This is a genomic window from Micromonospora sp. HK10 (assembly GCF_000982955.1).
GTDB lineage: Bacteria > Actinomycetota > Actinomycetes > Mycobacteriales > Micromonosporaceae > Micromonospora.
This window is the reverse complement of sequence record NZ_KQ058682.1, coordinates 1-21296: the sequence shown is the minus strand read 5'-3', so window position 1 is coordinate 21296 and position 21296 is coordinate 1. Positions and strand designations below refer to the sequence as shown.

General features: G+C 74.3%; 22 protein-coding genes and 1 other RNA gene. 8 read left to right on the top strand and 15 right to left on the bottom strand.

Annotated features, from left to right (window positions below; all coding sequences use genetic code 11):
- On the bottom strand, positions 1-1327 hold a 1327-nt coding region (locus LQ51_RS03665; RefSeq protein WP_046563209.1), incomplete at its 3' end, for a ribonuclease catalytic domain-containing protein.
- A gap of 160 nt (positions 1328-1487) precedes the next feature.
- Here LQ51_RS03665 and LQ51_RS33235 point away from each other — a divergent pair.
- From LQ51_RS33235 to LQ51_RS03645, 4 genes are all read left to right on the top strand, one after another.
- The gene (locus LQ51_RS33235) at positions 1488-2801 is read left to right on the top strand and encodes a hypothetical protein (RefSeq protein WP_197087513.1); all 1314 of its coding nucleotides are present in this window, start codon (positions 1488-1490) and stop codon (positions 2799-2801) included.
- Positions 2802-2875: 74 nt separating this feature from the next.
- Positions 2876-3325: a hypothetical protein gene (locus LQ51_RS03655; protein WP_046563208.1), complete on the top strand. Its 450-nt coding sequence runs from the start codon at positions 2876-2878 to the stop codon at positions 3323-3325.
- An 85-nt stretch (positions 3326-3410) separates the two neighbouring features.
- Complete coding sequence (locus LQ51_RS03650; RefSeq protein ID WP_046563207.1) at positions 3411-4481, top strand: DNA glycosylase AlkZ-like family protein; 1071 nt, start codon at positions 3411-3413, stop codon at positions 4479-4481.
- Positions 4482-4521: 40 nt separating this feature from the next.
- Entirely contained in the window at positions 4522-5079 is a 558-nt protein-coding gene (locus LQ51_RS03645; protein ID WP_046563206.1) for a GNAT family N-acetyltransferase, read from the top strand.
- Positions 5080-5129: 50 nt separating this feature from the next.
- Here LQ51_RS03645 and LQ51_RS03640 read toward each other — a convergent pair whose 3' ends face one another.
- Entirely contained in the window at positions 5130-5576 is a 447-nt protein-coding gene (locus LQ51_RS03640) for a group II truncated hemoglobin (protein WP_046563211.1), read from the bottom strand.
- Positions 5577-5853: 277 nt separating this feature from the next.
- Between LQ51_RS03640 and LQ51_RS03635 the strand changes: the two genes are divergently transcribed.
- Positions 5854-6771, top strand: a complete 918-nt coding sequence (locus LQ51_RS03635; protein WP_046563205.1) for a PhzF family phenazine biosynthesis protein — start codon at positions 5854-5856, stop codon at positions 6769-6771.
- A 24-nt stretch (positions 6772-6795) separates the two neighbouring features.
- Here LQ51_RS03635 and rnpB read toward each other — a convergent pair.
- The 3 genes from rnpB to LQ51_RS03625 all read right to left on the bottom strand — a co-directional run bounded on the left by rnpB (position 6796) and on the right by LQ51_RS03625 (position 9260).
- An RNA gene (gene rnpB, locus LQ51_RS31085) (RNase P RNA component class A) lies at positions 6796-7205 on the bottom strand.
- 112 nt (positions 7206-7317) lie between these two features.
- Positions 7318-8754, bottom strand: coding sequence for a hypothetical protein (locus LQ51_RS03630; RefSeq protein ID WP_156312965.1), 1437 nt, complete (start codon positions 8752-8754; stop codon positions 7318-7320).
- A complete protein-coding gene (locus LQ51_RS03625) occupies positions 8751-9260 on the bottom strand; it encodes a SigE family RNA polymerase sigma factor (protein ID WP_046563203.1) in 510 nt (169 codons plus the stop codon). The genes LQ51_RS03630 and LQ51_RS03625 overlap by 4 nt, the downstream gene beginning before the upstream one ends.
- A gap of 123 nt (positions 9261-9383) precedes the next feature.
- Between LQ51_RS03625 and LQ51_RS03620 the strand changes: the two genes are divergently transcribed.
- Positions 9384-10145 (top strand): sulfite exporter TauE/SafE family protein, encoded by a 762-nt coding sequence (locus tag LQ51_RS03620; protein WP_046563202.1) that lies wholly within the window; start codon positions 9384-9386, stop codon positions 10143-10145.
- Positions 10146-10214: 69 nt separating this feature from the next.
- Here the strand turns inward: LQ51_RS03620 and LQ51_RS03615 are convergent, their stop codons facing one another.
- Positions 10215-11447, bottom strand: coding sequence for an MFS transporter (locus LQ51_RS03615; RefSeq protein WP_046563201.1), 1233 nt, complete (start codon positions 11445-11447; stop codon positions 10215-10217).
- A gap of 56 nt (positions 11448-11503) precedes the next feature.
- Here LQ51_RS03615 and LQ51_RS03610 point away from each other — a divergent pair, with 56 nt between their 5' ends.
- Positions 11504-11971 carry a MarR family winged helix-turn-helix transcriptional regulator gene (locus LQ51_RS03610; RefSeq protein WP_046563200.1) on the top strand — a complete coding sequence of 156 codons (468 nt, stop codon included), beginning with the start codon at positions 11504-11506 and terminating at the stop codon, positions 11969-11971.
- An 88-nt stretch (positions 11972-12059) separates the two neighbouring features.
- On the opposite strand, the gene mctP is transcribed toward LQ51_RS03610, so the two are convergent.
- The 7 genes from mctP to LQ51_RS03575 all read right to left on the bottom strand — a co-directional run bounded on the left by mctP (position 12060) and on the right by LQ51_RS03575 (position 18934).
- Entirely contained in the window at positions 12060-13715 is a 1656-nt protein-coding gene (gene mctP / locus LQ51_RS03605) for a monocarboxylate uptake permease MctP (RefSeq protein WP_046563199.1), read from the bottom strand.
- Positions 13715-13957, bottom strand: coding sequence for a DUF3311 domain-containing protein (locus tag LQ51_RS03600; protein ID WP_046563198.1), 243 nt, complete (start codon positions 13955-13957; stop codon positions 13715-13717). Before LQ51_RS03600 ends, mctP begins: the two co-directional genes overlap by 1 nt.
- A gap of 216 nt (positions 13958-14173) precedes the next feature.
- Entirely contained in the window at positions 14174-15385 is a 1212-nt protein-coding gene (locus tag LQ51_RS03595; protein WP_046563197.1) for a bifunctional RNase H/acid phosphatase, read from the bottom strand.
- 3 nt (positions 15386-15388) lie between these two features.
- Positions 15389-16126 (bottom strand): zinc ribbon domain-containing protein, encoded by a 738-nt coding sequence (locus tag LQ51_RS03590; RefSeq protein ID WP_046563196.1) that lies wholly within the window; start codon positions 16124-16126, stop codon positions 15389-15391.
- Complete coding sequence (locus tag LQ51_RS03585; RefSeq protein WP_197087514.1) at positions 16123-16953, bottom strand: Nif3-like dinuclear metal center hexameric protein; 831 nt, start codon at positions 16951-16953, stop codon at positions 16123-16125. The genes LQ51_RS03590 and LQ51_RS03585 overlap by 4 nt, the downstream gene beginning before the upstream one ends.
- 165 nt (positions 16954-17118) lie before the next feature.
- Entirely contained in the window at positions 17119-17700 is a 582-nt protein-coding gene (locus LQ51_RS03580) for a flavoprotein (protein ID WP_046563194.1), read from the bottom strand.
- A gap of 4 nt (positions 17701-17704) precedes the next feature.
- Entirely contained in the window at positions 17705-18934 is a 1230-nt protein-coding gene (locus tag LQ51_RS03575) for a helix-turn-helix domain-containing protein (protein WP_046563193.1), read from the bottom strand.
- Positions 18935-19152: 218 nt separating this feature from the next.
- Here LQ51_RS03575 and LQ51_RS03570 point away from each other — a divergent pair, with 218 nt between their 5' ends.
- Complete coding sequence (locus LQ51_RS03570; RefSeq protein ID WP_046563192.1) at positions 19153-19824, top strand: bifunctional DNA primase/polymerase; 672 nt, start codon at positions 19153-19155, stop codon at positions 19822-19824.
- Positions 19825-20072: 248 nt separating this feature from the next.
- On the opposite strand, the gene LQ51_RS03565 is transcribed toward LQ51_RS03570, so the two are convergent.
- A complete protein-coding gene (locus LQ51_RS03565; RefSeq protein ID WP_046563210.1) occupies positions 20073-20798 on the bottom strand; it encodes an FAD:protein FMN transferase in 726 nt (241 codons plus the stop codon).
- 50 nt (positions 20799-20848) lie between these two features.
- A partial coding sequence (locus LQ51_RS03560; RefSeq protein ID WP_046563191.1) for an FMN-binding protein occupies positions 20849-21296 on the bottom strand: 448 nt, incomplete at its 5' end.

Below are 21296 nucleotides of genomic sequence, written 5' to 3'. Positions count from 1 at the left end.
CCTCGGGCGGGCGGGGCGGCTCGGCGGTGGCGGGCTGGCGGGGCAGCTCGGCCGCCGGTCGGGGCGCGTCCACGTCGAGCACCGCCGCCTCGAACGTCTCGCCGACCCGGTGGGCCAGCAGCACCGCCTCGGCCAGCTCGACCGCGCCGCGGGTGGCCGCCGACGCGGTCCGGTCGGTGCTCGCCATCACCTCGGGCAGCTTCGGCAACGCCGCCCGCACCCAGTCCGGCACGTCCCGGCCCTCGTGCAGGGCCAGGCACACCTCCGTGGCGTACCGGTCGGCGAGCCGGCGCAGCGGCGCCGTCACGTGGGCGTACGCGGCGGCCACCCCGCCGTGCGCCGGCTGCTCGGGCAGCTCGCCGTCGAAGGCGGTGTACGCGGCCCCCCGCATCAGCTCGGCCGCCTGATCGATGAAGGCGGCCGCCCGGGGCTGCGAGGCGTCCAGCCCGGCGAGCACGGCACCGACCGACATCCCGTCCGGCCAGTGCACGCCGAGCGGCCCGGCGGCCTGGCGCAGCCGCTGCACCGCCTCGGGCCGGGGCGGCGGCATGGTCCGCAGCAGCCCGATCCGGCCGGCGAGCATGATGTCGGCGGCGGCCATCCCGGTCAGCAGGGAGATCTGCGCGTTGTGGTCCTCCATCGGGCTGGGGCCGCGCAGCACCAGCCGCCAGCCGTCGCCGTCGGACTCGACGTCCTGCTCCGGCAGGGGCAGGTTGACCGCGCCCCGGCGCAGCCCGCGGGCGGTGAGCAGGGCGCCGATCTCGGGCAGCAGGGCGATCGGTTCGGGCAGCCGGCCGGCCTCAGCGGCCAGCTGGACGCCGACGTAGTCGAGTTTGGCGCGGCTGCGGACCCGGGCCCGTTCCAGCGCGACGCCGGCCGTGCCGCCGTCGGCGTCGAGGTCGATGGTCCAGAGCACCGCCGCCCGGTCCGCGTCGGGGAGCAGGCTGGCGGCCCCCTCGCTGAGCGTGTGCGGGTGCAGCGGCACGTTGCCGTCGGGCAGATAGACGGTCTGCCCGCGGCGCCACGTCTCCTCCTCCAGTGCGCCGCCGGGGCGGACGTGGGTGGCCACGTCCGCGATGGCGTACCGGACCCGGAAGCCGCCACCCGGACGGCGGCTGAGGTGCATCGCCTGGTCGAGGTCGCGCGACGCCGCCGGGTCGACCGTGACGAACGGGATGTCGGTGCGGTCGGCGGCGGCGGGCAGCGGCGCGCCCGCCGCCGCGTCGGCCTCGCGCTGCGCCGCGGCCGGGAAGCTGTCGGGCAGTCCCAGCTCGCGGCGGAGCGCGCCGAAGTCGATGCGGGGCGCCAGTACGCGTCGGATCACCACGGGGTCAATCCTGACAGCGCGACGCGCGATCCGCCCGCCGGCCCGGCGGGCGCGGCGCGGGAGGCCTCAGCCGGTCGTCCTCCGGGTGCCGCCCGGCTTCATGGTGGAGCGACCGGCGACCACCCGGGTACCGGCCGGCTTGCGGGCGGCGGTGAGCCGCTTGTGGGTACCGGTCGAGGTACTCGTCCGGGCCTCGACCGGCCCCACGGACGACGCGCCGGTCGCCTTCCGGCCGGCGGCCGACGTGCGCGCCCGGGTCGAGGCGGTGCCGGTGGTCTTCCTCGCCGGCGCCTTCTTCGCCGCGGCCCTGCTCGCCGGGGCCTTCTTCGCCGCCGTCGTCCGAGCCGTCGTGGTCTTCTTCGCCGGCGCCTTCTTCGCCGCGGCGGTCGTCTTCCGGGCGGCCGTCGTCTTCTTCGCCGGCGCCTTCTTCGCGGCGGTCCTGCTCGGCGGGGCCTTCTTCGCCGCCGTCGTCCGGGCCGCCGTGGTCTTCTTCGCCGGCGCCTTCTTCGCCGCTGGCGCCTTCTTCGCGGGCGCCTTCTTCGCCGGGGCCTTTTTCGCGGCCGTCCGACTCGGCGGGGCCTTCTTCGCCGCCGTCGTCCGGGCCGTGGTGGTCTTCTTCACCGGCGCCTTCTTCGCCGCGGCGGTCGTCTTCCGGGCGGTCGTCGTCTTCTTCGCGGGCGCCTTCTTCGCGGCGGTCCTGCTCGGCGGGGCCTTCTTCGCCGCCGCCGTCGTCCGCTTCGCCGCCGTCGTACTCCTCGCCGCCGTCGTCTTCTTCGCGGGCGCCTTCTTCGCCGCTGCCGTCTTCTTCGCGGCGGTGGTCTTCTTCGCGGCCGGCGCCTTCTTTGCGGTGGTCCGGGTGGCCGGAGCGGTTCCGGCGGTGGTCCGGGTGGCCGGGGCGGTCTTCGCGGGCGCCTTGCGCGCCGCCGAGACGGCCTTCTTGGCGACGGCCTTCCTGGCCACCGCCTTCTTCGCCGGCACCCGGCCGGCGCCGGCGCCCGACGCGTTCGGGGCCGCCTTCGTGACGGTCGCGGTCCTGGCCGTGGCCCCGCCCACCGTCCGGCTGGCCGCGGTGGTCTTCTTCGGGGTGGTGCGTTTCGCCGTTGGGCGGGTGGTGGCCTGCTGTGCTACGGCCATCTTGGTTCCCTTCCTGGGGACGTGCTCTCGCCCTCGCGGAGCACGGATCACCTCGACGCGGGCCGTCCCGCGCCGTCTACTTCTCCTCCCCGGCCCAACGGGCGTCCTCGGCGTCCCACGCTTCGTTGCGCTCCCGCACCTGCTGCAGGGCGTTCTCGGCGTCGGTGGCGGAGGCGTACGGTCCGAGAACGTGCTTCGCGGGGCACACGTCAGCATCGGTCTCGACCCGGTGGTGTCGGGTGCACCAGTAGTAGTGCCCACCACTTCCGTTGTCGCTCATGCGATCACTGTGCACCGCGAAGCATCCGACCGCCACCGGAACGCCCGAATTCGCCGTTAATGTCCTCCACTGTAGACCTCATCCCGCCCGTCCGGGGTCGGAACGGCGGAACGGGGCAGCCGGGAGCCCGGCCGATGTCGGACAATCCCCAGGTGCGGTACGGGGGGCAACGCTGGACACCGGTGCGCCGACGACTGCTGATCGGCGCGGCGCTCCTGGCGCTCGCCGCGGTGGCCGTGGCGGTCGGGCTGCCGCTGCTGCGGGATCGGTCCCAGCATCGGCTGCAACGCCGGGCCGACCGCGAGGTGACGGCCACCGCCCAGCGCACCCGGGCGGCCCTGCTGGCCGAGCCGTCCGGGCGGGAAGCGGCCCTGCGGACCACCGCCGACGACGTGGACGGCGTGGAGGTGCTCACCGTGACGGCCGGCGCCCGCGGGGTCCGGCTGGTCTTCCAGGTGCGGGTGGCGAAGACCGCGGCGTCGGTCTTCGGCTGGCAGCAGGCCGCCGCCACCGGATGCTTCGCCCAGTTGGTACGCGGGGGCGCCACCCCGGCCGCGCTCGAACGGCTGCCCTGCCCCCGGTGACCGCCACCGGCGGCGGGTAGGCCCTCGACCGGAGCCGGTGGTGGCCGGCTGGGGCGCGGCTCGTCGACGGGCTAGCCTGGCGCCCGTGACGACGCACCGGCTCGACCGCGGCACCGCCCGCCGCGTCGCCGTCCGCGCGCAACTGCTCGACGCGCACCGCCCCACCGACCTGCTCGCGACGGTGGACCGGTTGACGTTCCTCCAGCTCGATCCGACCGCCGCCGTCGCGCCCAACGCCGACCTGGTCGCCTGGACCCGGCTCGGGGACGGGTACCGGCCGAGTGACCTGACCCGGGCCCTGGAGCAGGATCGGGCGCTCTTCGAGCACCGGGCGCTGGTGCGCCCGATGGCCGACCTGGGGCTGTACCTCGCCGACATGGCGGCGTGGCCGACGGAGCCCGTGCGGCGCGAGTGGCTGGCCGCCAACGACAGCTTCCGGCGGTACGTGCTGGACCGGCTGCGCGAGGCCGGCCCGCTGCTCAGCCGGGACATCGAGGACCGCAGCGTGGTGCCCTGGCCGTCGACCGGCTGGACCAACAACCGCAACGTGACCCAGCTGCTGGAGTTCCTCTCCGCGCGCGGCGAGGTCGCCATCGCCGGCCGGGCCGGCCGGCAGCGCACCTGGGACCTGGCCGAGCGGGTCTACCCGGCCGGCACGCCGGTCGTACCGGCCGAGGAGGCCCGCCGGCAACGCGGCGAGCGGCTGCTGCGCTCCCTCGGCGTCGCCCGCGCCGTCGTGGTCGGCGACGCCGGCGAGCCGGCCGAGATCGAGGGTACGTCCGGCGTCTGGCGGGTCGATCCGGCGGCGCTCGACGGCGCGCCGTTCACCGGCCGCACCGCGCTGCTCTCCCCGTTCGACCGGCTGGTGCACGACCGGCGGCGGGCCCTGGAGCTGTTCGACTTCGACTACCGCCTGGAGATGTACGTGCCGAAGGCGCAGCGGCGCTGGGGCTACTTCGCGCTGCCGGTGCTGCACCACGACCGGCTGGTCGGCAAGGTGGACGCGACCGCCGACCGGAAGGGAAAGGTGCTCCGGGTGGACGCAATCCACCAGGACGTACCGTTCACCGGCGAGCTGGCCGCGGCGGTGCACGACGAGCTGCGGGCGCTGGCGTCCTGGCTGGGGTTGGCGGAGATCCGGCTTCCGGCGGGTTAATGGTTGGCCGCCGGCCGGCCCGGTCGGGTAGGAAGCAGGCATGCTGACGGGCACAAAGATCGGGCTCCGGGCCCGGCACGCGGACGACATCCCGATCCTGCACGCCGAGCTCTGGGACGACGTGGTCATCTCGTCGCGGTCCGATAGCCGGCCGTGGCGACCGCTCAGCCCGGGCGCGAAGGACCCACGGCTCGGGGTGGACGACGTCGAGCCGGGACACGTCCGGTTCTCTGTGGTGGAGCTGGACGGGGGCAGGCTGGCCGGCAGCGCGACGCTGTGGGGCATCGACGACCACAACCGGTCCGCGCACCTCGGCCTCATGCTGCGCCCGTCCTGCCGTGGCAAGGGCTACGGCAGCGACGTGGTCGCGCTGCTGTGCCACTACGGCTTCGTGGTGCGCGGCCTGCGGCGGCTGCAGCTCGAGACGCTGGCGGACAACACCGCGATGCTGCGCGCCGCCGAGCGCAACGGCTTCGTCCGGGAGGGCGTGCTGCGCTCGGCGGCCTGGGTGCTGGGCGAGTTCGTGGACGAGGTGCTGCTCGGGCTCCTCGTCGACGAGTGGCAGCCTCGCCACGATCGCGTCGACCACCGCAGCTGATCAAGCGGACGTTCCGGTGGGATCCACCGGCGGCCGTTCCTGAACCCGGCTCAGCGCTGCAGCCCGTCCCACGACCATCGTGGAATGGTCAAGCCCGTCGGGACGTCGTCGGCTGACCCGGGGTAGCGGGCCAGGCTCGTCGTGGTGGCCCAGGCGAAGTAGTCGTGCAGCACCTGCCGGAGCGGGTCGGTGGTGAGCCCCACGTCCCGTAGCGCCCGGTCGAAACAGGCGATCGCGCGGCGGTCCATCTCCTCGTGGACACCGTTGCCGCTGTGCATCCGCACGACCGACGTCTCGTTTCCGCAGGTCTCCGAGTAGCTGGTGGGACCACCGAGCGCCTCGGCCCAGTAGGCGGCGAGCCGCTCGGTGTGCCGAGGATGGAATCCGTGGCTGAACGCGTGGCTGACGACCTCGTCGGCCATCACGCGCGCGTGCCATGCCGCCGCCAGGCGGAGCAGGCCCGCGCTGCCACCGGCAGCCTCGTACACGCTCTGCATCGCCACAGGATGCCAGGGTCGGCACGGGTCCGTGGGGCGCGAGCCTTCCTGCCGCGGGCTGCCGCCCTCCCCTGCCGGGCCCGCACCGCAGGGATCGGCGGCGATACCCTTCCGGCGGGAGCGGCGCCGAAGGAGCCAGCGTGAAGATCGGGTTCACCGCACCGGCTGAGCTGCGACGGTACGCTCCGGGACGCGTTCGGCCGTTGCGGGACAGCTCCGGCCATCGGCGCGGGCGCCGTTTGCGGTTTCCGGTTCGTTGAGCGTCAGAGGTGGGCCGATGTCCTGGCCGGATGTCACGGTGGTCGATGCGTGCGTGCGGCGCGACGGCCGGGGCGGCAGCCCCACGGCCGTCCTCGACGACGATCCGGCGGCGACGGACGCCGACCGGCGTGCGGTCGCTGCTGCCGCCGGCACGTCGCACGCGGCGTTCCTCGGTCCGGGGCGGCTGCCCGACGGCGGCTGGCCGGTCCGGTTCTTCACCGCCACCGCTGAACTGTCCGGCTGCGGCCACGGCACGGTTGCCGCGCAGGCCGTCCGATTGGCTCGCACCGAGCTGGGCGAGCTGAGCGACCGCCAACACACCGGCGGGCGCACCTTCGACACCGTCGCGATCCGCCGCCCCGCCGGCATCGAGGTGTGGTTCGACCAGGGCCTCGTCGCGCTGCGTCACCCGGCGCCGGACGAGCGCGCCGCGATCGTCGCCGCGCTCGGGCTCACCGCGGACGACCTGCACCCGGACGACGCGCCACGGATCGCCGCGCCCGGCGCACCACGCATGCTGGTACCGGTCCACGACCGGTCGGCGCTGCGCCGGGTCTGCCCACACCTCGGCAGGCTGACAGCGGCAAGCCTGCGGTACGGGCTCCTCGGCTGTTTCGTGTACGCACCGCCGGAGGAAGACCGACGGGGTGCGGCCCGGATGTTCGCGCCGGCGATCGGTGTCGACGAGGACATCGCCAACGCCAACAGCACCGGCTGTCTGGCCGCCCACCTGCTCGACGCGAAAAGGGCGCAGACGCTCGCGATCGAGGTGGAGCAGGGTGACACCCTCGGCCGACCGGCCAGCGTGCTCGCCTCGGCCCGACGCGGGCCGGCGGGCATCACGACCCGGGTCGGCGGGTTGGCGGTGGTCCGCGACGCACACCGCGGCAACCGGGACACGACGCCCCAACATAGAACCAGCTCAGAGCCTTGATCAGGTCTCTGAGCTGGTGGGCGACGGACGAGTCGACCTGTACGCCGGATTCTGTGACCGGCGCGGCCCGAAGGCGCGCCGGCGGCGGCCATCCATCTCGGCCTGCCGTTGCCGGCAGGCTCCAGCGGCCTACCCGCAGACATCGGGCGGGCCGCCCTCAAGCGTCTGCGCGGGTCGTCATCTTGCGGTGACGGCCCTTTCTTGGCCTTGCTCCGGGTGGGGTTTACCGAGCCATCCCGGTCACCCGGGATGCTGGTGGGCTCTTACCCCACCGTTTCACCCTTACCGTCCCGTTACGGGCCGGCGGTCTGTTTTCTGTGGCACTGTCCCGCGGGTCACCCCGGGTTGCCGTTAGCAACCACCCTGCCCTGTGGAGTCCGGACGTTCCTCGGCGACGGGCCGCAGCCCGTCGACGCGACCGCCCGGTCGACTCGTCCGTCGCGCACTCATCCTAACGACGGGACGACCCGACCCATTTCCGGCCCGGTACGAGGGCGGGACGCCACCCCCGTACCGGGGCGTCCCACCCCCATACCGGGGCGTCCGTCACCAGTTCGACACGACCGACTCGTTGAAGATGCGATCGCCGGAGGCCGGTTCGCGCAGCGGGCCGGAGGAGCGCACCTGGCCGTCGCGGTCGAGGCCACGCAGCAGGACCGGGCTCCCGACGGGCAGGTTGAGCAGCGCCATCCCGTTCAGCACCGGCGCGCTCGCCCGGACCGTCCCGTCGGTGACCGCCTCGATCCGGGTCACGCCCCTCTCGGGTATGACCAGCAGCTTGCCGGTGAGCACGGCCCGGCCGCCGTCGCGGCCCGGCAGCCGGACCGCCAGCAGGTCGTCCGCCGGGGCGTAGCCGGTGGTCACGAGGGAGGGTGCCAGCGGCCCGTCGGGCGGCGGGGGCTCGGCCGGTGCGGTGTCCCGGGCGGTGGCGACGGCCAGCAGTGGACCGGCTCCGGTCTCCCCGACCAGGAGCAGGGTGGGTCCCTTGCCCGGCGGGGCGAGCAGCACCGCCTCGCCTTCCGCCGTCCCCAGCTGGCCGGACCAGCGGATCACCGGCCGGGTCCCGTCGGGCAGGCCGGACTGGCGGGCCAGGGCCGCGTACATCCGACCGGCCTGCCGGGCCACCGTCGGGTTGGGCGGTTCGGTGCCCGGCGTCCACCGGCCGTCGTCCGGGTATGTCCCGTCCAGGCCCTCCAGCTCGGGAGCCCACATCGGCCCCGCCTGCCGGACCTGACCGTCGCACTCGACCCGCCACCAGCCGCCGACGGACGCCTGGTCGACCAGGGCGTAGCCGTCGGTGGGCACGGCCTGCCACTGCCGTCGCAGGCCCGTCTCGTCGGGGTACGCGGCCCGGCTCAGCAGGATCCGGCAGCCGGCCGGGGCCAGCCCGAGCAGCCACTGCCGGGGTGGGTCGGTGGTCTGCGAGGTGGTGCTGAGCAGGGTGAACGGTTCGACCGGCTGGTTGCTCGACCCGTCGCTGCGCAGCAGCCGGACGGGGGACGCGCCGACGGGTCCCTCCCGGCTGACCAGCGCCGCCGCCGTCGCCGAGTGGTAGACCAGCACCACCTGCCGGAACCCGGCGGACTCGTCGGCGTAGAGCACCTTGACGGTGGGCAGGTCGTCCGCCATCAGGACCTCGGCCCGGTTCTTGTCGAAGAGCCGGGCCACCTCGGCGACGAAGTCGCGGTCCTCGGCCAGGCTGCCCCGGGTCGGCGAGTCGATCAGACGCCGGGCCCACGGCGAGTCGATCGGGTGGCCGTGCCCCGCGTAGTCGTCGACCGCGGGCGGCGGGCCCGACGCGGTGAGCGCCGCCGGTCCGGCCAGCGCCGCTACCAGGATCGCGGCCACCGCCGCACCGAGTCCGGCGAACCGGCGCCGCCGGCGGCGTCGGGCGTGCCGGATCAGCCGCCCGTACGGGTCGGGGTCCGGCACCACCGTGTCGGCGATCCGGGTCAGCCCGGCCCGCAGTTCGTCCACGCTCATGCCCGCTCCTCCAGTAACCCGCCGGCCACCCGCGGCCACGGTCCACCCAGCACGTCCCGGAGCCGGGCCAGCCCGCGGGCCGCCTGGCTCTTCACCGTCCCGACGGAACAGCCCATCGCCGCCGCGACCTCCACCTCCGGCAGGTCCTCCCAGTAGCGCAGCACCAGCACGGTGCGCATCCGGACCGGCAGCCGGTCCAGCGCGGTGAGCAGCTCGTCCCGCACCACCACGGGTTCGGTGCTGTCCGGGCCGGCCCGCTCCGGCAGCGTCGAGGTGAGCAGCTCCCGCAGCCCGACGCGGCGCCAGCGGCTGGTCCGCTCGTTCACCATCACCCGGCGCACGTACGCCATCGGCTCGTCGACCCGCCGCCAGTGCCGCATCACCTTGAGCAGCGCCTCGTGCACCAGGTCCTGCGCGGCGTCGCGGCTGCCCGTCAAGAGGTACGCGGTGCGCAGCAGGTCGGCGTAGCGGACCTCGACGAACTCCCGGAACTCCGGGTCATCCACCCGTCGACCCCCCGTCGTGACGATGCACGGCTCGCTCCCTCCGCTCGGCGTGGTCGATGGGAACGACGCGACAGGATGCCGAAAAGTTGAGTTACCGCCGGGCCGTACTAGCCTCTTGAGATCATGGACCTCTCCGACGCCGCGCTGCTGGTCGCCGCTGGTCTCGCCGCGGGCACGGTGAACGCGGCGGCCGGCGGCGGCTCGCTGATCACCTTCCCGGCGCTGATCGCGACCGGCCTGCCCCCGGTCCCGGCCAACGTCAGCAATTCCGTGTCGGTCTTCCCCGGGTACGTGGCCAGTGTGGCGGGCAGCCGGGTGGACCTGCCGCCGGGCCGGGCGCTGTGGCGTCTGCTGCCCACCGCGGTGCTCGGCACGGCCGTCGGTTGCGTGCTGCTGCTGGCCACGCCCGCGCGGGCGTTCGAGCTGGTGGTGCCCTTCCTGGTGCTGGGCGCGACGGCCGTGCTGGCCTTCCAGGATCCGCTGCGCCGGCTGGTCGGCCATCCGGCCGACCTCAGCCCGCGCCGCCGGACCGTCACGGTGCAGGCCATGGTCGGGCTGGGCACGGTGTACGGCGGCTACTTCGGCGCGGCGCTCGGGGTGATGCTGGTGGCCGGGCTGGCGCTGGTGCTGGACACCACCCTGGCCCGGGTGAGCGCGATCAAGAACCTGCTCTCGGCCGTGGTGGGGCTGACCACGCTGGTGGTCTTCGCGCTCTTCGGCCCGGTGAACTGGGCGGCCGTCGCGGTGGTCGCGCCGGCCACCGTGGTCGGCGGGTACGTGGGCGCCCGGGTGGTCCGCCGGCTCCCGCCGGTGGTGCTGAAGAGCATGATCGTGGTGTTCGGCACGGTGATCGGGTTGTACCTGCTCTACCGCGCGCTGCGCTGACCGCGCCCGGACGGCGAGCCGCCCCGGCGCGCGACGCACCGGGGCGGTTCGACCGGCCCGAGGCCCGAGTCAGTACGCCTCGCCGACCGGCTCCTCGGCGGCGTGCTCGTTGTGCCGGGCGGCGGAGTTCCACCGGGACCAGAGCACCCGCTCGCCGTAGCCGGCGGCCATCACGTGGGCGAAGGCGAGGTAGACCAGCACGCCGACGGCGAGCACCCCGAAGCCGACCCAGAACGGCAGCGCCAGGCTGTGCTCGGCGAGCTTGCCGGCGATGATCGGGGCGGGCGCGGCGGCACCCCAGCGGACCAGGTTGAACGCGCCGGTGGCGACCCGGCGGTCGGCGGAGCCGAGGCCGAGCGCCAGGTCGGTGAGGTTGGCGTTGGCCAGGCCCATGAACAGGCCGGCGAGCACCAGCACGACCAGCGACATGGCGGTGCCGGTGGAGGTGGCGAAGAGGACCATGCAGACCAGCAGGCCGGCGATGGCGACGCCGACGGTCTGCACGGCGCCGATCCGGTGCGCCAGCCGGTGGCCGATCAGCAGGATGCCGGCGGCCAGGCCCAGCCCCCAGCCGGTGAAGGCCAGCCCCAACGGGATGACGTCGAGGTGCAGGTAGAGCGGGGTGTAGCCGAGCACCACGAAGAAGACGAAGTTGTAGGCGGCGGTGACCACACAGAGGGTGATGAACGCCGGCTTGCGGTAGGTGGCGAAGATCTGGCCGACGCGTACCGGGGTCTGCTTGCGGGCCGGTTCGCGGAGCTTGCGCGACGCGACGGCCAGGGCGAGCACCATGAACACGCCGCAGACGAAGAACGGCAGCCGCCAGCTCACCTCGCCGAGCAGGCCGCCGATCAGCGGGCCGACGGCGAAGCCGAGGCCGAGCGCGGTCTCGAAGAGGCCGACCACCCATTCCCGGTCGTTGGCGAGGTTGACCAGCACCACCATGGCGGTGGCGAAGAACATCGCGTTGCCCAGCCCCCAGACGCCGCGCAGCACGGAGAGCTGCACGATGTCGTTGCTGAACGAGGCGAGGATGGCGGCCAGGCCGACCACCGAGACGCCGGTGACGAGCACCGGCTTGAAGCCGAACTTCCCGCTGGCCAGGGTCGCCGGGATCATGCCGACGGCCATCACCGCGATGTACGCGGTGAAGAGCAGTTCGACCTGCCAGGCGGTGACCCCGATGGCGGCGCCGATGGCGGGCAGGATCGGGTCCACCACGGCGATGCCGGCGATGGCGAGGAAGGCCACCAGGGTGGTGGCGTAGATGGCACTGCGGTTGGGCTCGGAACGCCGATCCACTCCGCGACCTCCAAGATAGCTGTATGGTACAAGTAATTAGGTTGTATCCTACAGCTATGAGCGAGGACGCCAACGCGGGAGAGATCACACTCGGCCGGATCGAGACCGAGGTCGCGCTGCTCATGCGGTTCGGCGAGGCCACCCGCCGGGCCACCGGCAGCGCCGAGCACCGGGTGCTGGACCGGGCCGCGTACGTGATCCTGCGGCACCTGGACAGCGCCGGCCCGCAGAACGTGTCGGCGCTGGCCGCCCGGCTCAACCTGGACGGCTCCACGGTCACCCGGCAGGTCTCCGCCCTGCAACGGGACGGACTGATCGCGCGTACCCCCGACCCGGCCGACGGGCGCGGCACGGTGATCTCCCCCACCCCGGCCGGCCTGCAACGGATGGCCGCGGTGCGGGCGGCCCGCACCCGGCTCTACGGCGACATCCTCGCCACCTGGTCCGACACGGACCGGGACAACCTGGCGGAGCTGCTGCACCGCCTGAACCAGGCGCTCGACGCGCGCAACCGCCGCCGCTGACCTTCCCGCCGGGCCGCGTCACGTCGCGGGCCGGCAGGACACGGCGAGGCCCCCGGGCGCGGTGGGCGTCCCGGGGGCCTCGGCCGGTTCAGGCGACCGGCTCCCGGGCGGAGTCGGCGTCACGCTCGGTGCCGGGGACGACCCGCGGGTCCCCCTCGTCGGCGAAGTAGTCGTCCGGGGTGGTGCCGTCCACCCCGTCGGCCACCTTGACCGCCCGCAGCACCAGGGTCAGCAGCGCGGCCACCGCGAGGTTGACCAGCACCGCCACGATGCCCACGTAGATCGTCTTCTTGGTGTCGAAGCCGAACTCGGAGAGCGGGAAGGCCGAACCGGCGAAGTGCTTCTTGCCGGTGGCCGGGTTCCCGATCTGGTAGAGCATCCACATGCCCAGGCCCATGCCGGCCACCCAGCCGGCGATGAGCGCGCCCCGGTGGAACCAGCGGGTGTAGAGGCCCAGGGCCACCGCCGGCAGCGTCTGCAGGATGATCACGCCGCCGATGAGCTGGAGGTCGATGGAGAACTGCGGGTCGAGGAAGACGATGCAGGCCACCGCCCCGACCTTCACCACCAGCGAGGTGATCTTCGAGACGTTCGCCTCCTGCGCCGCGGTGGCGTCCCGCTTCAGGTACTCCTTGTAGATGTTGCGGGTGAACAGGTTCGCCGCCGCGATCGACATGATCGCCGCCGGCACCAGCGCGCCGATGCCGATGGCCGCGTACGCCACGCCCGCGAACCAGTCCGGGAACTGGCTGTCGAAGAGCAACGGCACCACGGTGTTGCCGTCCACACTGCCGGCCTTGGCACCGGGCAGCGGCTTCACGTTCGCCGCGATGGCCATGTAGCCGAGCAGCGCGATCAGGCCGAGCAGCAGGCTGTACGCCGGCAGCGCGGACATGTTCCGCTTGATCACGTCGCGGTTCCGGCTGGCCAGCACGCCGGTGATGCTGTGCGGGTAGAGGAACAGCGCCAGCGCCGAACCGAACGCCAGGGTGACGTACTGGAGCTGGTTGTTGGCGTTGAGCAGGATGCCGTCGCCGGGCGCCGGACTGGCCTTGAACTTCGCGTCGGCCGCGTCGAAGATGCTCCCCCAGCCGCCCAGCTTGTACGGCAGGTAGACGACCGCCACCAGGATCACGATGTAGATCAGCGAATCCTTGACGAAGGCGATCAGCGCCGGCGCGCGCAGCCCGGACTGGTACGTGTAGGCCGCCAGGATGGCGAACGCGATGATGATCGGCAGGTGCCGGGCCAGCGCGCTCTCCCCGGTGACGCCCATCGTCTTGAGCACCGCCTCGATGCCGACCAGCTGCAACGCGATGTACGGCATCGTCGCCACGATGCCGGTGATCGCCACCAGCAGCGCCAGGATCGGCGAGTCGAACCGGTTGCGGACGAAGTCGGCCGGGGTCACGAAGCCGTGTCGGTGCGACACCGACCAGAGCCGGCACAGCACCAGGAACACCAGCGGGTAGATGACGATCGTGTACGGCACGGCGAAGAAGCCCGCCGCCCCGGCCCCGAAGATCAGCGCCGGCACCGCCACGAACGTGTACGCGGTGTAGAGGTCACCGCCGACCAGGAACCAGGTGATCCAGCCGCCGAAGCTGCGCCCACCCAGACCCCACTCGTCCAGATGCGCCATGTCGCGCGGCGCCCGCCACCGGGCCGCCACGAACCCCATCGCGCTGACCAGCAGGAAGAGCAGCGTGAAGACGATGATCTCGGTCAGGTGATCCCGCCACATCAGTGGTCACCCCGCTTCTTGGTCATCTGGTAGACCAGCGTCGTGGTGCCGACGCCGAGCAGGATCCAGACCAGTTGCAGCCAGTAGAAGCGCGGGAAACCGAACAGCCGGGGTGAGTCGGCGTTGAAGAAGGCCGGGATCAGCGGCACCACGATCGGGATGAAGAGCAACCAGTTCCACGGGCTGTGATCCTTCGCCCTGGATCGCGCCGGTGTCGGCGCCTCCGGTTCTGGTGCAGCCATGTGACACACCTCCGGGAAGTAGTGACTTGCCATGTGACGGCCGGAGGCTACGACCCTGTGAGCGCGGTCACGTTCGGCGGAACGACCGTGGTGCGCCGAGCGGCGGCCCGCGTGCGCCGAACGGCGGCGGCCCGGCGGCCCCACGTCAGGTCGCGCCCCGGCCGCGCGGCGGCCGGGGCGCGGGCGTGCGGCGGCCGGGGCGCGGGCGGCGGGTGCTCAGATGTCGTTCAGGTGTGCGGTGTCGTTGACCGAGCGGACCGCGACGCCGCCGTCCGGGTACAGGTCCAGCACCGAGATGCCGGCGGTGTCCAGGTAGAGCCGGTGCAGGAAGGAGTCGTCGGCCGCCAGCGCGTCGCGCAGCACCAGCTTGATCGGCGAGACGTGGGAGACCACCACCACGGTCTCCCCCGGGTACGCCCGGCGCAGCCGGTCCACCGCCCGCCCGGTGCGCTCGGCGACGGCGGCGAACGACTCGCCCTCGGGCGGCGCCACCCGGGTGGAGGCGAGCCAGGCGTCCAGCTCGCCCGCCCAGTCCGCGCGCACCTCGGCGAAGGTGCGCCCCTCCCAGACGCCGAAGTCGCACTCGATCAGGTCATCGTCGACCCGGACCGGCGGGTCACCGACCAGCGCGGCGATCGCCTCGGCGGTCGCCGTACACCGGGACAGCGGCGAACTGACCACGGCCGCGACCGACGGCGCCAGCGCGGCCACCCGCGCCGCGGTGGCCCGGGCCTGGGCCCGGCCGCGGTCGGTCAGCGCCACGTCGCCCCGCCCCGAGTAGCGCTTCTGCACGGTGCGCTCGGTTTCGCCGTGCCGGACCAGGATCAGCCGGGTGCCCTCCTCGGTCGGCCGAGGCTCCCAGGAGGCCGGGGTGGTGGCCGGGTCGGTGCCGGTGGCCCGGCCGACGGCGGCGCGGGCGGCCACCTCGCGGGCCGCCGCCCGCGCGGGCGAGTCGGGGCCGGCGACCTCGCGCGGCGGCTCGGCGGTCCGGGGCGACACTGCGGCCGGCGGTGCGCCGGCCGCCGCGTCCATGGCGGCGTTGGCCAGCGCGTCGGCGTGCGTGTTGCGCTCCCGGGGCACCCAGCTGAACCGGACCCGCTCGAACCGGCCGACCAGGCCGGCGGCCTGCGCGGCGAGCGGCCGCAACCCCGGGTGCCTGATCTGCCAGCGGCCGCACATCTGCTCCACCACCAGCTTCGAGTCCAGCCGCGCCTCGACCTCCGCCGCGCCCAGCTCGGCGGCGGCCTCCAGCCCGGCGATCAGGCCCCGGTACTCGGCGACGTTGTTGGTGCTGGTGCCGATCGCCGCGGACCGCTCGGCCAGCACCTCGCCGGTTTCCGGGTCCCGCACCACCGCGCCGTAGCCGGCCGGCCCGGGATTGCCCCGGGACCCGCCATCGGCCTCCACCACGACCGCGCGCACCGCCATGGGCTACAGCCCCGACTCGTTGGTCCGGACCATGATCCGCCGGCACTCCTCGCAGCGGACCACGTCGTCCGGGTCGGCCTTGCGGATCCGGGCCAGGTCGGCGCCGGAAAGTTCCAGCCGGCAGCCGCCGCAGCGGCCGGCGGTGAGCAGCGCCGCGCCGAGGCCGGTGTCCGTGCGGATCCGCTCGTAGAGGGCCACCAGGTCGGCCGGGAGGTCACCGGCGAGGGGCTGGCGGGCGCCGCGCTTGAACTCCTCGTCCTTGGTGATCTCGGCCAGGCTCTCGTCGCGCCGCTGCTCGGCGGCGGCCCGCCGGTCCCGGGCCTCGGCGATCCGCCGCTCCACCCCGTCGAGTACGCCCTGCGCGGTCTCCCGCTGCTCCATCAGCTCCAGCTCGGCGTCCTCCAGGTCGCCCTGCCGACGGTTCAGCGAGACCAGCTCGTGCTGGAGCGCCTCCAGCTCGCGGGCCGGGCCGCTGCCCGCGGCCAGCCGGGCCTCGTCCTTGCTCTTGCGGGCCCGGACCTGGTCGATGTCCTTCTCCAGCCGGGCGATGTCCCGGTCCAGGTCGTCGACGGCCACCTGGGCCCGGACCCGCTCGTCCTCCAGCGCCGACAGTTCCCGGGCGAGGGCGTCCAGCTCGGCCAGCTCGGGCAGCGACCGGCGGCGGTGGGCGAGCTGGGCGAGGGCGGTGTCGAGCGCCTGCAGGTCGAGCAGGCGGCGCTGCACCTTCGGGTCAGCCTTCACGGTCGGGGCTCCTTGTCGTCCGGTCGGGGCGCGGCGGCGTGCACGGTCCACGGGTCGGTGTCCAGGTCGGACACCACGGTCTCGACGCCCAGCTCGGCCCGGAGCCGGGCGGCCAGGTCGTCCAGCCAGGGTCGTTCGGTCGCCCAGTGGGCGGCGTCCAGCAGGGCCGGGCCACCGGCGGCGAGGTGCTCGCCGGCCGGGTGGTGGCGCAGGTCGGCGGTGAGGAACGCGTCCACCCCGGCGGCGGTCGCCTCGGCCAGGAAACTGTCCCCCGAGCCACCGCTGACCGCGAGGCTACGAACCATACGCCCGGGATCCCCGGCGGCGCGAACTCCCCAGGCGGTGACGGGGAGCACCGCGGCGGCGTGCCGGGTCAGCTCGGCCAGCGTCATCGGGGTGGGTAGCGCACCGATCCGGCCGATGCCCCGCCCCGGGCCGTCGGCCGGCGAGCCGGGACGCGGGCGGTGCAGCGGGCGCAGCCCGGTCAGCCCGAACCGGGCGGCCAGCGCGTCGGAGACGCCCGGGTCGGCCACGTCGGCGTTGGTGTGCGCCACGTACAGGGCCACGTCCGCCTTGATCAGCCGATGGACGATCCGCCCCTTGTACGTGGTGGCGGCCACCGAGGAGACCCCGCGCAGCAGCAGCGGGTGGTGCGCGACGATCATGTCGGCCCCGGCGGCCAGCGCCTCGTCCACCGTCTCCGGCACCACGTCGACGACGCAGGCGACCCGGCGCACCGGGTTGGCGGGCTCGCCGAGCACCAGGCCGACCCGGTCCCATTCCTCGGCCCAGGCCGGCGGGTAGCGGGCGTCGAGCGCGGCCACCACGTCAGCGACCGTCAACGCGGATCCGGTTGTGCTCACGGCCGGCCAGCTTACCGGCGTCCGGGCCCGGTCCGGGCCGCCTGTCCGCGACGCGTCCCGGACGCGAGCACGTCGGGCAGCCGGGAACGGGCCGGCGGGACGGTGCCCGCCGGCCCGTGCCGGGGCCGCTCAGCCGACCGGGGCCACCGGCGCCCGCGCGCCGCGCAGCGCCGCGAGGCCGGCCGACCACGGGAAGGCGTCCAGGTGCCGCTCGCCGGTGCCCGGCGCGTGCAGCGGCACCACGTGCTCGCCGAGAACCACCTGGACCCCCCACTCGCGCAGCCGGGCCACGCCGGCCCGGAAGGCCGGGTGGGCGGCCATTGCCGAGTTGGTGTACGGCACGGCCACGATCGGCACCCCGAGGCCCTGCGCCTCGACGAGCAGCCCGAGGGCGAGCGTGTCGGTGATGCCGGCCGCCCACTTGTTGACCGTGTTCACCGTGGCCGGGCAGACGATCATCGCGTCCGCCACGGGCAGCACGTCCGGGTCGCCCGGGTTCTTGTAGTGGGTGCGGACCGGATGGCCGGTCTGCCGGGCCAGCGCGGTCCGGTCGACGAACTTCGCGCCGTCCGGCGTGGTGACCACGCAGACCTCCCAGCCGTCCCGCTGGGCGAGGTCGACCAGCCGGTCGACGTGACGGGCCAGCGGCGAGCCGCAGGCGATGACGTAGAGCACCCGCCGGTGCCCGTTGCTGGTGTGCGGACCGCTCATCCGCTCATACTCCGACTCCCATGTGCTCAGCCAACTCCGCGATCGGCGAAGGCGGCGCACCCCGTGTGCGACGGAGCAACTCCGACATCACCTCGTGGGCGATCGGCCGGCAGCGGATCTCGGAGGGCGCCAGGCGGTCCCCGCGCAGCAGCATCTCCCCGGCGTTCGCGACGTCGCCGATCTGGGCGAACCCCCGGGCGATGTCGAGCAGGTGGTGCGCCCGGCGCTCGGGCAGCAGGGCGTTGAACGCCGGCTCGGCGAGCCGGTGGTGGGTCTCCACCGCCCGACCGCCGTCGCCGAGCTCCACCGCGGCGGCGGCCCGGTGCAGCTCCACGTTGGTCGGCCCGAACGAGGTCCAGTAGTGGTTGTGGTCCCCGCCCAGCAGGACGGCCGCCTCCTTGGCGCCGGAGAGCAGGTCGTCGACCGTGGCGGAGTCGCCGATCCGGGCGGCGGCCATCGCGCCCTGAAGCAGCAGCATGCCGTAGACGGAGAGGCGTTCCGGGGTGGTGTCGTTGCCGCCGCCCGGGGCGAGCCGGTTGGCGATCCGCACGTTGAGTTCGAGCGCCGGCCGGGGGCGGCCCATCGCCGCCAGGGCGTTGCAGACCCGGGTGGTGGCCACGCCGGCCAGCAGCGGGTCGTCGGCCCGCTGGGCCACCGCCATCGACCGGTCCGCGGCCAGCCAGGCCAGGTCGCACTCGCCGAGCTTGCGCAGCACCGAGGAGGCGATCTGGTAGACCTGCCCGAGCAGGTGGGCGGCCTCCCGGCCCTCGTCGTCCCCGCCGTAACCGGCGTCGCCGGCCTGGGCGTCGCGCAGCAGCTTCGGCAGGGCGCGGGTGAGCATGCCGTACCGGCCGTACTGGTAGGTGAGCCAGGCGTGGTTGACCGCCTTGCGCATGTCGGTCAACGGCGGCGGGTACGGCGCCGCGTCGAAGTAGGCGCTCATCGAGTCGTACCGCTCCAGGGCGGCCCGGATCTCCTCGACCTCGACCTGGTCGATGCAGTTGAGCGCGTCGGTACGCCGCTCCGGGTCCTTGCCGAGCAGGAGCTGCACGTCGACCTGGAGGATGTCGGCGATCTCGTAGACGACGGAGAACTTGTCCAGCCGCCGGACCCCCCGCTCGACCTTGTCCACCCAGCTCTTGGACTTGCCGAGCCGGTCGGCGAAGACCTGCTGGGACATCTTGCGCCGGCCACGCCAGTAGGCCACCCGACGGCCTATGGGTAGTTCGTCCATCCCTGCTCCTCCCCCTCACGGTTGCGGACGGTCCCCCCACGTCCACCAGGTTTGCCCTGGTCGCACAGTCTGTGCGTCAGCCGTACGGCCAGTCCTCGTAGTTTCCGTGCAAGTTGCATGAGCCGTTCCGTCAGCTCAACGAGCACGGGTTACGGCAGTGACGGCGCTCGACGTGTGACGCGGGCGTGTCCGGGCTCAAGAGCAGAGGGGATGGCAACATGTGGGGGAATGTCGGGCCACGCGTCGCTCACCTGTCGCCTCTGGAGCGGGTCCGGCTGCGCCGGGTCGCGGTCCGCTACGCCGCCCACGGCTGGCCGGTCACCCCCGGCGCCTGCCTGGCCAACCGCCGGTTCGTCTGCGGTCGGGCCGGCTGCCCGACAATCGGCTGCCATCCCGCCCTGGAGAACTGGGAGCACGCCGCGAGCGCCGACCCCGCCCGGGTGGCCACCTGGTGGCGGGACCGGCCGCACGGGATCCTGCTGCCCACCGGGCGCTCGTTCGACGTGCTGGAGGTCGCCGCCCAGCTCGGCCGCCGGGTGCTGGACGCCGTGGCGACCCACCCGGCCGGCTTCGGGGTACGGGGGCCGGTCCTGGTCACCCCGACCGGACGGTGGATGTTCCTGGTCCGCCCGGGCGACCCGCTGCGCCCGGAGCTGGAGCACTGCTTCCACGTGGTCCGGCACGGCCCCGGCTCGTGGATCGCCGCGCCGCCGACCCGGCTGCCCGAGGGGACGGTCCGCTGGGCGGTCGCCCCGGAGCAGGCGCGCTGGCAGCTACCCGACTCGTACCTGGTGCAGAACGCGCTGATCGCGGCCCTCCGGGCGGCCGGCATCACGCTCGCCCCCGACTTGCTCCCCGGTCAGCTCCCGCTGCCCCGGCGCGGCCGCTGATCCGACCGGCGCGCGGACAGCGACCTTCCCGATGCCGTGCTCGTTGAACCGGTGACGGCGCGCTCGCGCCCAGAGCGGGGGTTGACCATGTCCAGGGACGACGCGGCCCGCCACACCGGCGGCACGGGAGAACCCGCACCGCATCACCGCCGCCCACGCCGCTGGGCCGGCACCCGGCCCTGGTTCACCCGCCCCGGCCGGCCCCGCCCCACCGGCTCCCGCCCCGCCATCCTGTACCGCCCCGTCCGCTAGTCGCCGCGCGGCAGGGTGCGGGAGTGCAGGAGGCGGGCGTTGTCGGTGATCACGGCGTGCTGCCAGGGTGCGGGGAGGCGGTCCAGCCAGCCGATGCCGGCCTCGCCCATCGCCATGGCGGCGGTCGCGTACGCGTCTGCCACGCCCAGGTCCGCGCCGACCACGGTGACCGAGCGCAACCCCCGGGCCGGTACGCCGCGGTGCGGGTCGATCACGTGGTGCCCGCGTTCGTAGTTGCCGGCGGTGGCCACGGCCAGGTCCGTGCCGGCGAGCACCAGGCAGGTGGCGGTCGGGTCCCACGGGTGCCGGATGCCGATCCGCCACGGGGTGCCGGTGGCGGAGTGGCCGCGTACCCGGACGTCCCCGCCCGCGTTCAGGCAGTGGTTCGGGGCGCCGGCGGCGACCAGCCGGTCCGAGGCGACCTGCGCCGACCAGCCCTTGACGTAGCCGGACGGGTCGAGCCGGCCGGTGGCGTACGCGTCGAAGGCGCCATCGGTCTCCCGCCACAGGTCGGCACAGCGCGCCAGCACCGCCCGCAGGTCGGCCGACGCCTCCGCCGGCCGCAGCTCGCCCCGGTCCACCCGGCACACCTCGCTGTCCTCCCGGTACGTGCTGAACCGCGCGTCCACCTCACGAAGCCAGCCGAAGGTCTCCTCGGCCAGCGCGTGCAGGGTGCCGGCGGGCAGGTCGTCGGCCAGGTCGAGGCTGATCGCCGTACCCATGATCTGCTCGACCCGGCGCAGCCCGGGGCGGGCCGCGGCGTCCACGCCGGTCAGGCCCGGTCGATGGCGGCCTGCAGCGACTGCCGGTACGCGTCGCTGGTGTAGGTGGCTCCGGAGACGGTGCTGAGGTCGGCGCTCTGCGTGGCGACCACCTCGCCCGAGGTGCCGCTGTAGCGGGCCTGCACGTCGTCGCTGCGCAGGCCGGACTGCCCGCCGACGGGCAGGCCGAGGGCGGTGGCGTCGACGATCCGGCTGCCGCTCAGGGTGATCCGCACCTGCAGCGAGCCGTACTGGTAGCTGACCTTCGGGCCGGTGACCGTGCGGGTGGCCGGCCGGGGCGCGGCGGTGGTCGGTTTCGGTGCGGCGGTGGCCGGCTTCGTGCGGGTGCCGCCGCGGCTGCCCGCGCCCGGGGTGGCGCTCGTCTTCGGGCTGGGCCGCACCGATCCGCCCGGCGCGGCCGAGGTGGCCCCGGCGCCCGGGGTGGGACCGGCGCCGGCC

Bases quoted from the DNA above. Each gene is read 5' to 3' on its own strand.
- LQ51_RS03655 (WP_046563208.1), top strand. From the start codon at position 2,876: ATGTCGGACAATCCCCAGGTGCGGTACGGGGGGCAACGCTGGACACCG.
- LQ51_RS03645 (WP_046563206.1), top strand. From the start codon at position 4,522: ATGCTGACGGGCACAAAGATCGGGCTCCGGGCCCGGCACGCGGACGAC.
- LQ51_RS03640 (WP_046563211.1), bottom strand. From the start codon at position 5,576: ATGCAGAGCGTGTACGAGGCTGCCGGTGGCAGCGCGGGCCTGCTCCGC.
- LQ51_RS03635 (WP_046563205.1), top strand. From the start codon at position 5,854: ATGTCCTGGCCGGATGTCACGGTGGTCGATGCGTGCGTGCGGCGCGAC.
- LQ51_RS03630 (WP_156312965.1), bottom strand. From the start codon at position 8,754: ATGAGCGTGGACGAACTGCGGGCCGGGCTGACCCGGATCGCCGACACG.
- LQ51_RS03620 (WP_046563202.1), top strand. From the start codon at position 9,384: ATGGACCTCTCCGACGCCGCGCTGCTGGTCGCCGCTGGTCTCGCCGCG.
- LQ51_RS03610 (WP_046563200.1), top strand. From the start codon at position 11,504: ATGAGCGAGGACGCCAACGCGGGAGAGATCACACTCGGCCGGATCGAG.
- mctP (WP_046563199.1), bottom strand. From the start codon at position 13,715: ATGTGGCGGGATCACCTGACCGAGATCATCGTCTTCACGCTGCTCTTC.
- LQ51_RS03600 (WP_046563198.1), bottom strand. From the start codon at position 13,957: ATGGCTGCACCAGAACCGGAGGCGCCGACACCGGCGCGATCCAGGGCG.
- LQ51_RS03595 (WP_046563197.1), bottom strand. From the start codon at position 15,385: ATGGCGGTGCGCGCGGTCGTGGTGGAGGCCGATGGCGGGTCCCGGGGC.
- LQ51_RS03580 (WP_046563194.1), bottom strand. From the start codon at position 17,700: ATGAGCGGTCCGCACACCAGCAACGGGCACCGGCGGGTGCTCTACGTC.
- LQ51_RS03575 (WP_046563193.1), bottom strand. From the start codon at position 18,934: ATGGACGAACTACCCATAGGCCGTCGGGTGGCCTACTGGCGTGGCCGG.
- LQ51_RS03570 (WP_046563192.1), top strand. From the start codon at position 19,153: ATGTGGGGGAATGTCGGGCCACGCGTCGCTCACCTGTCGCCTCTGGAG.
- LQ51_RS03565 (WP_046563210.1), bottom strand. From the start codon at position 20,798: ATGGGTACGGCGATCAGCCTCGACCTGGCCGACGACCTGCCCGCCGGC.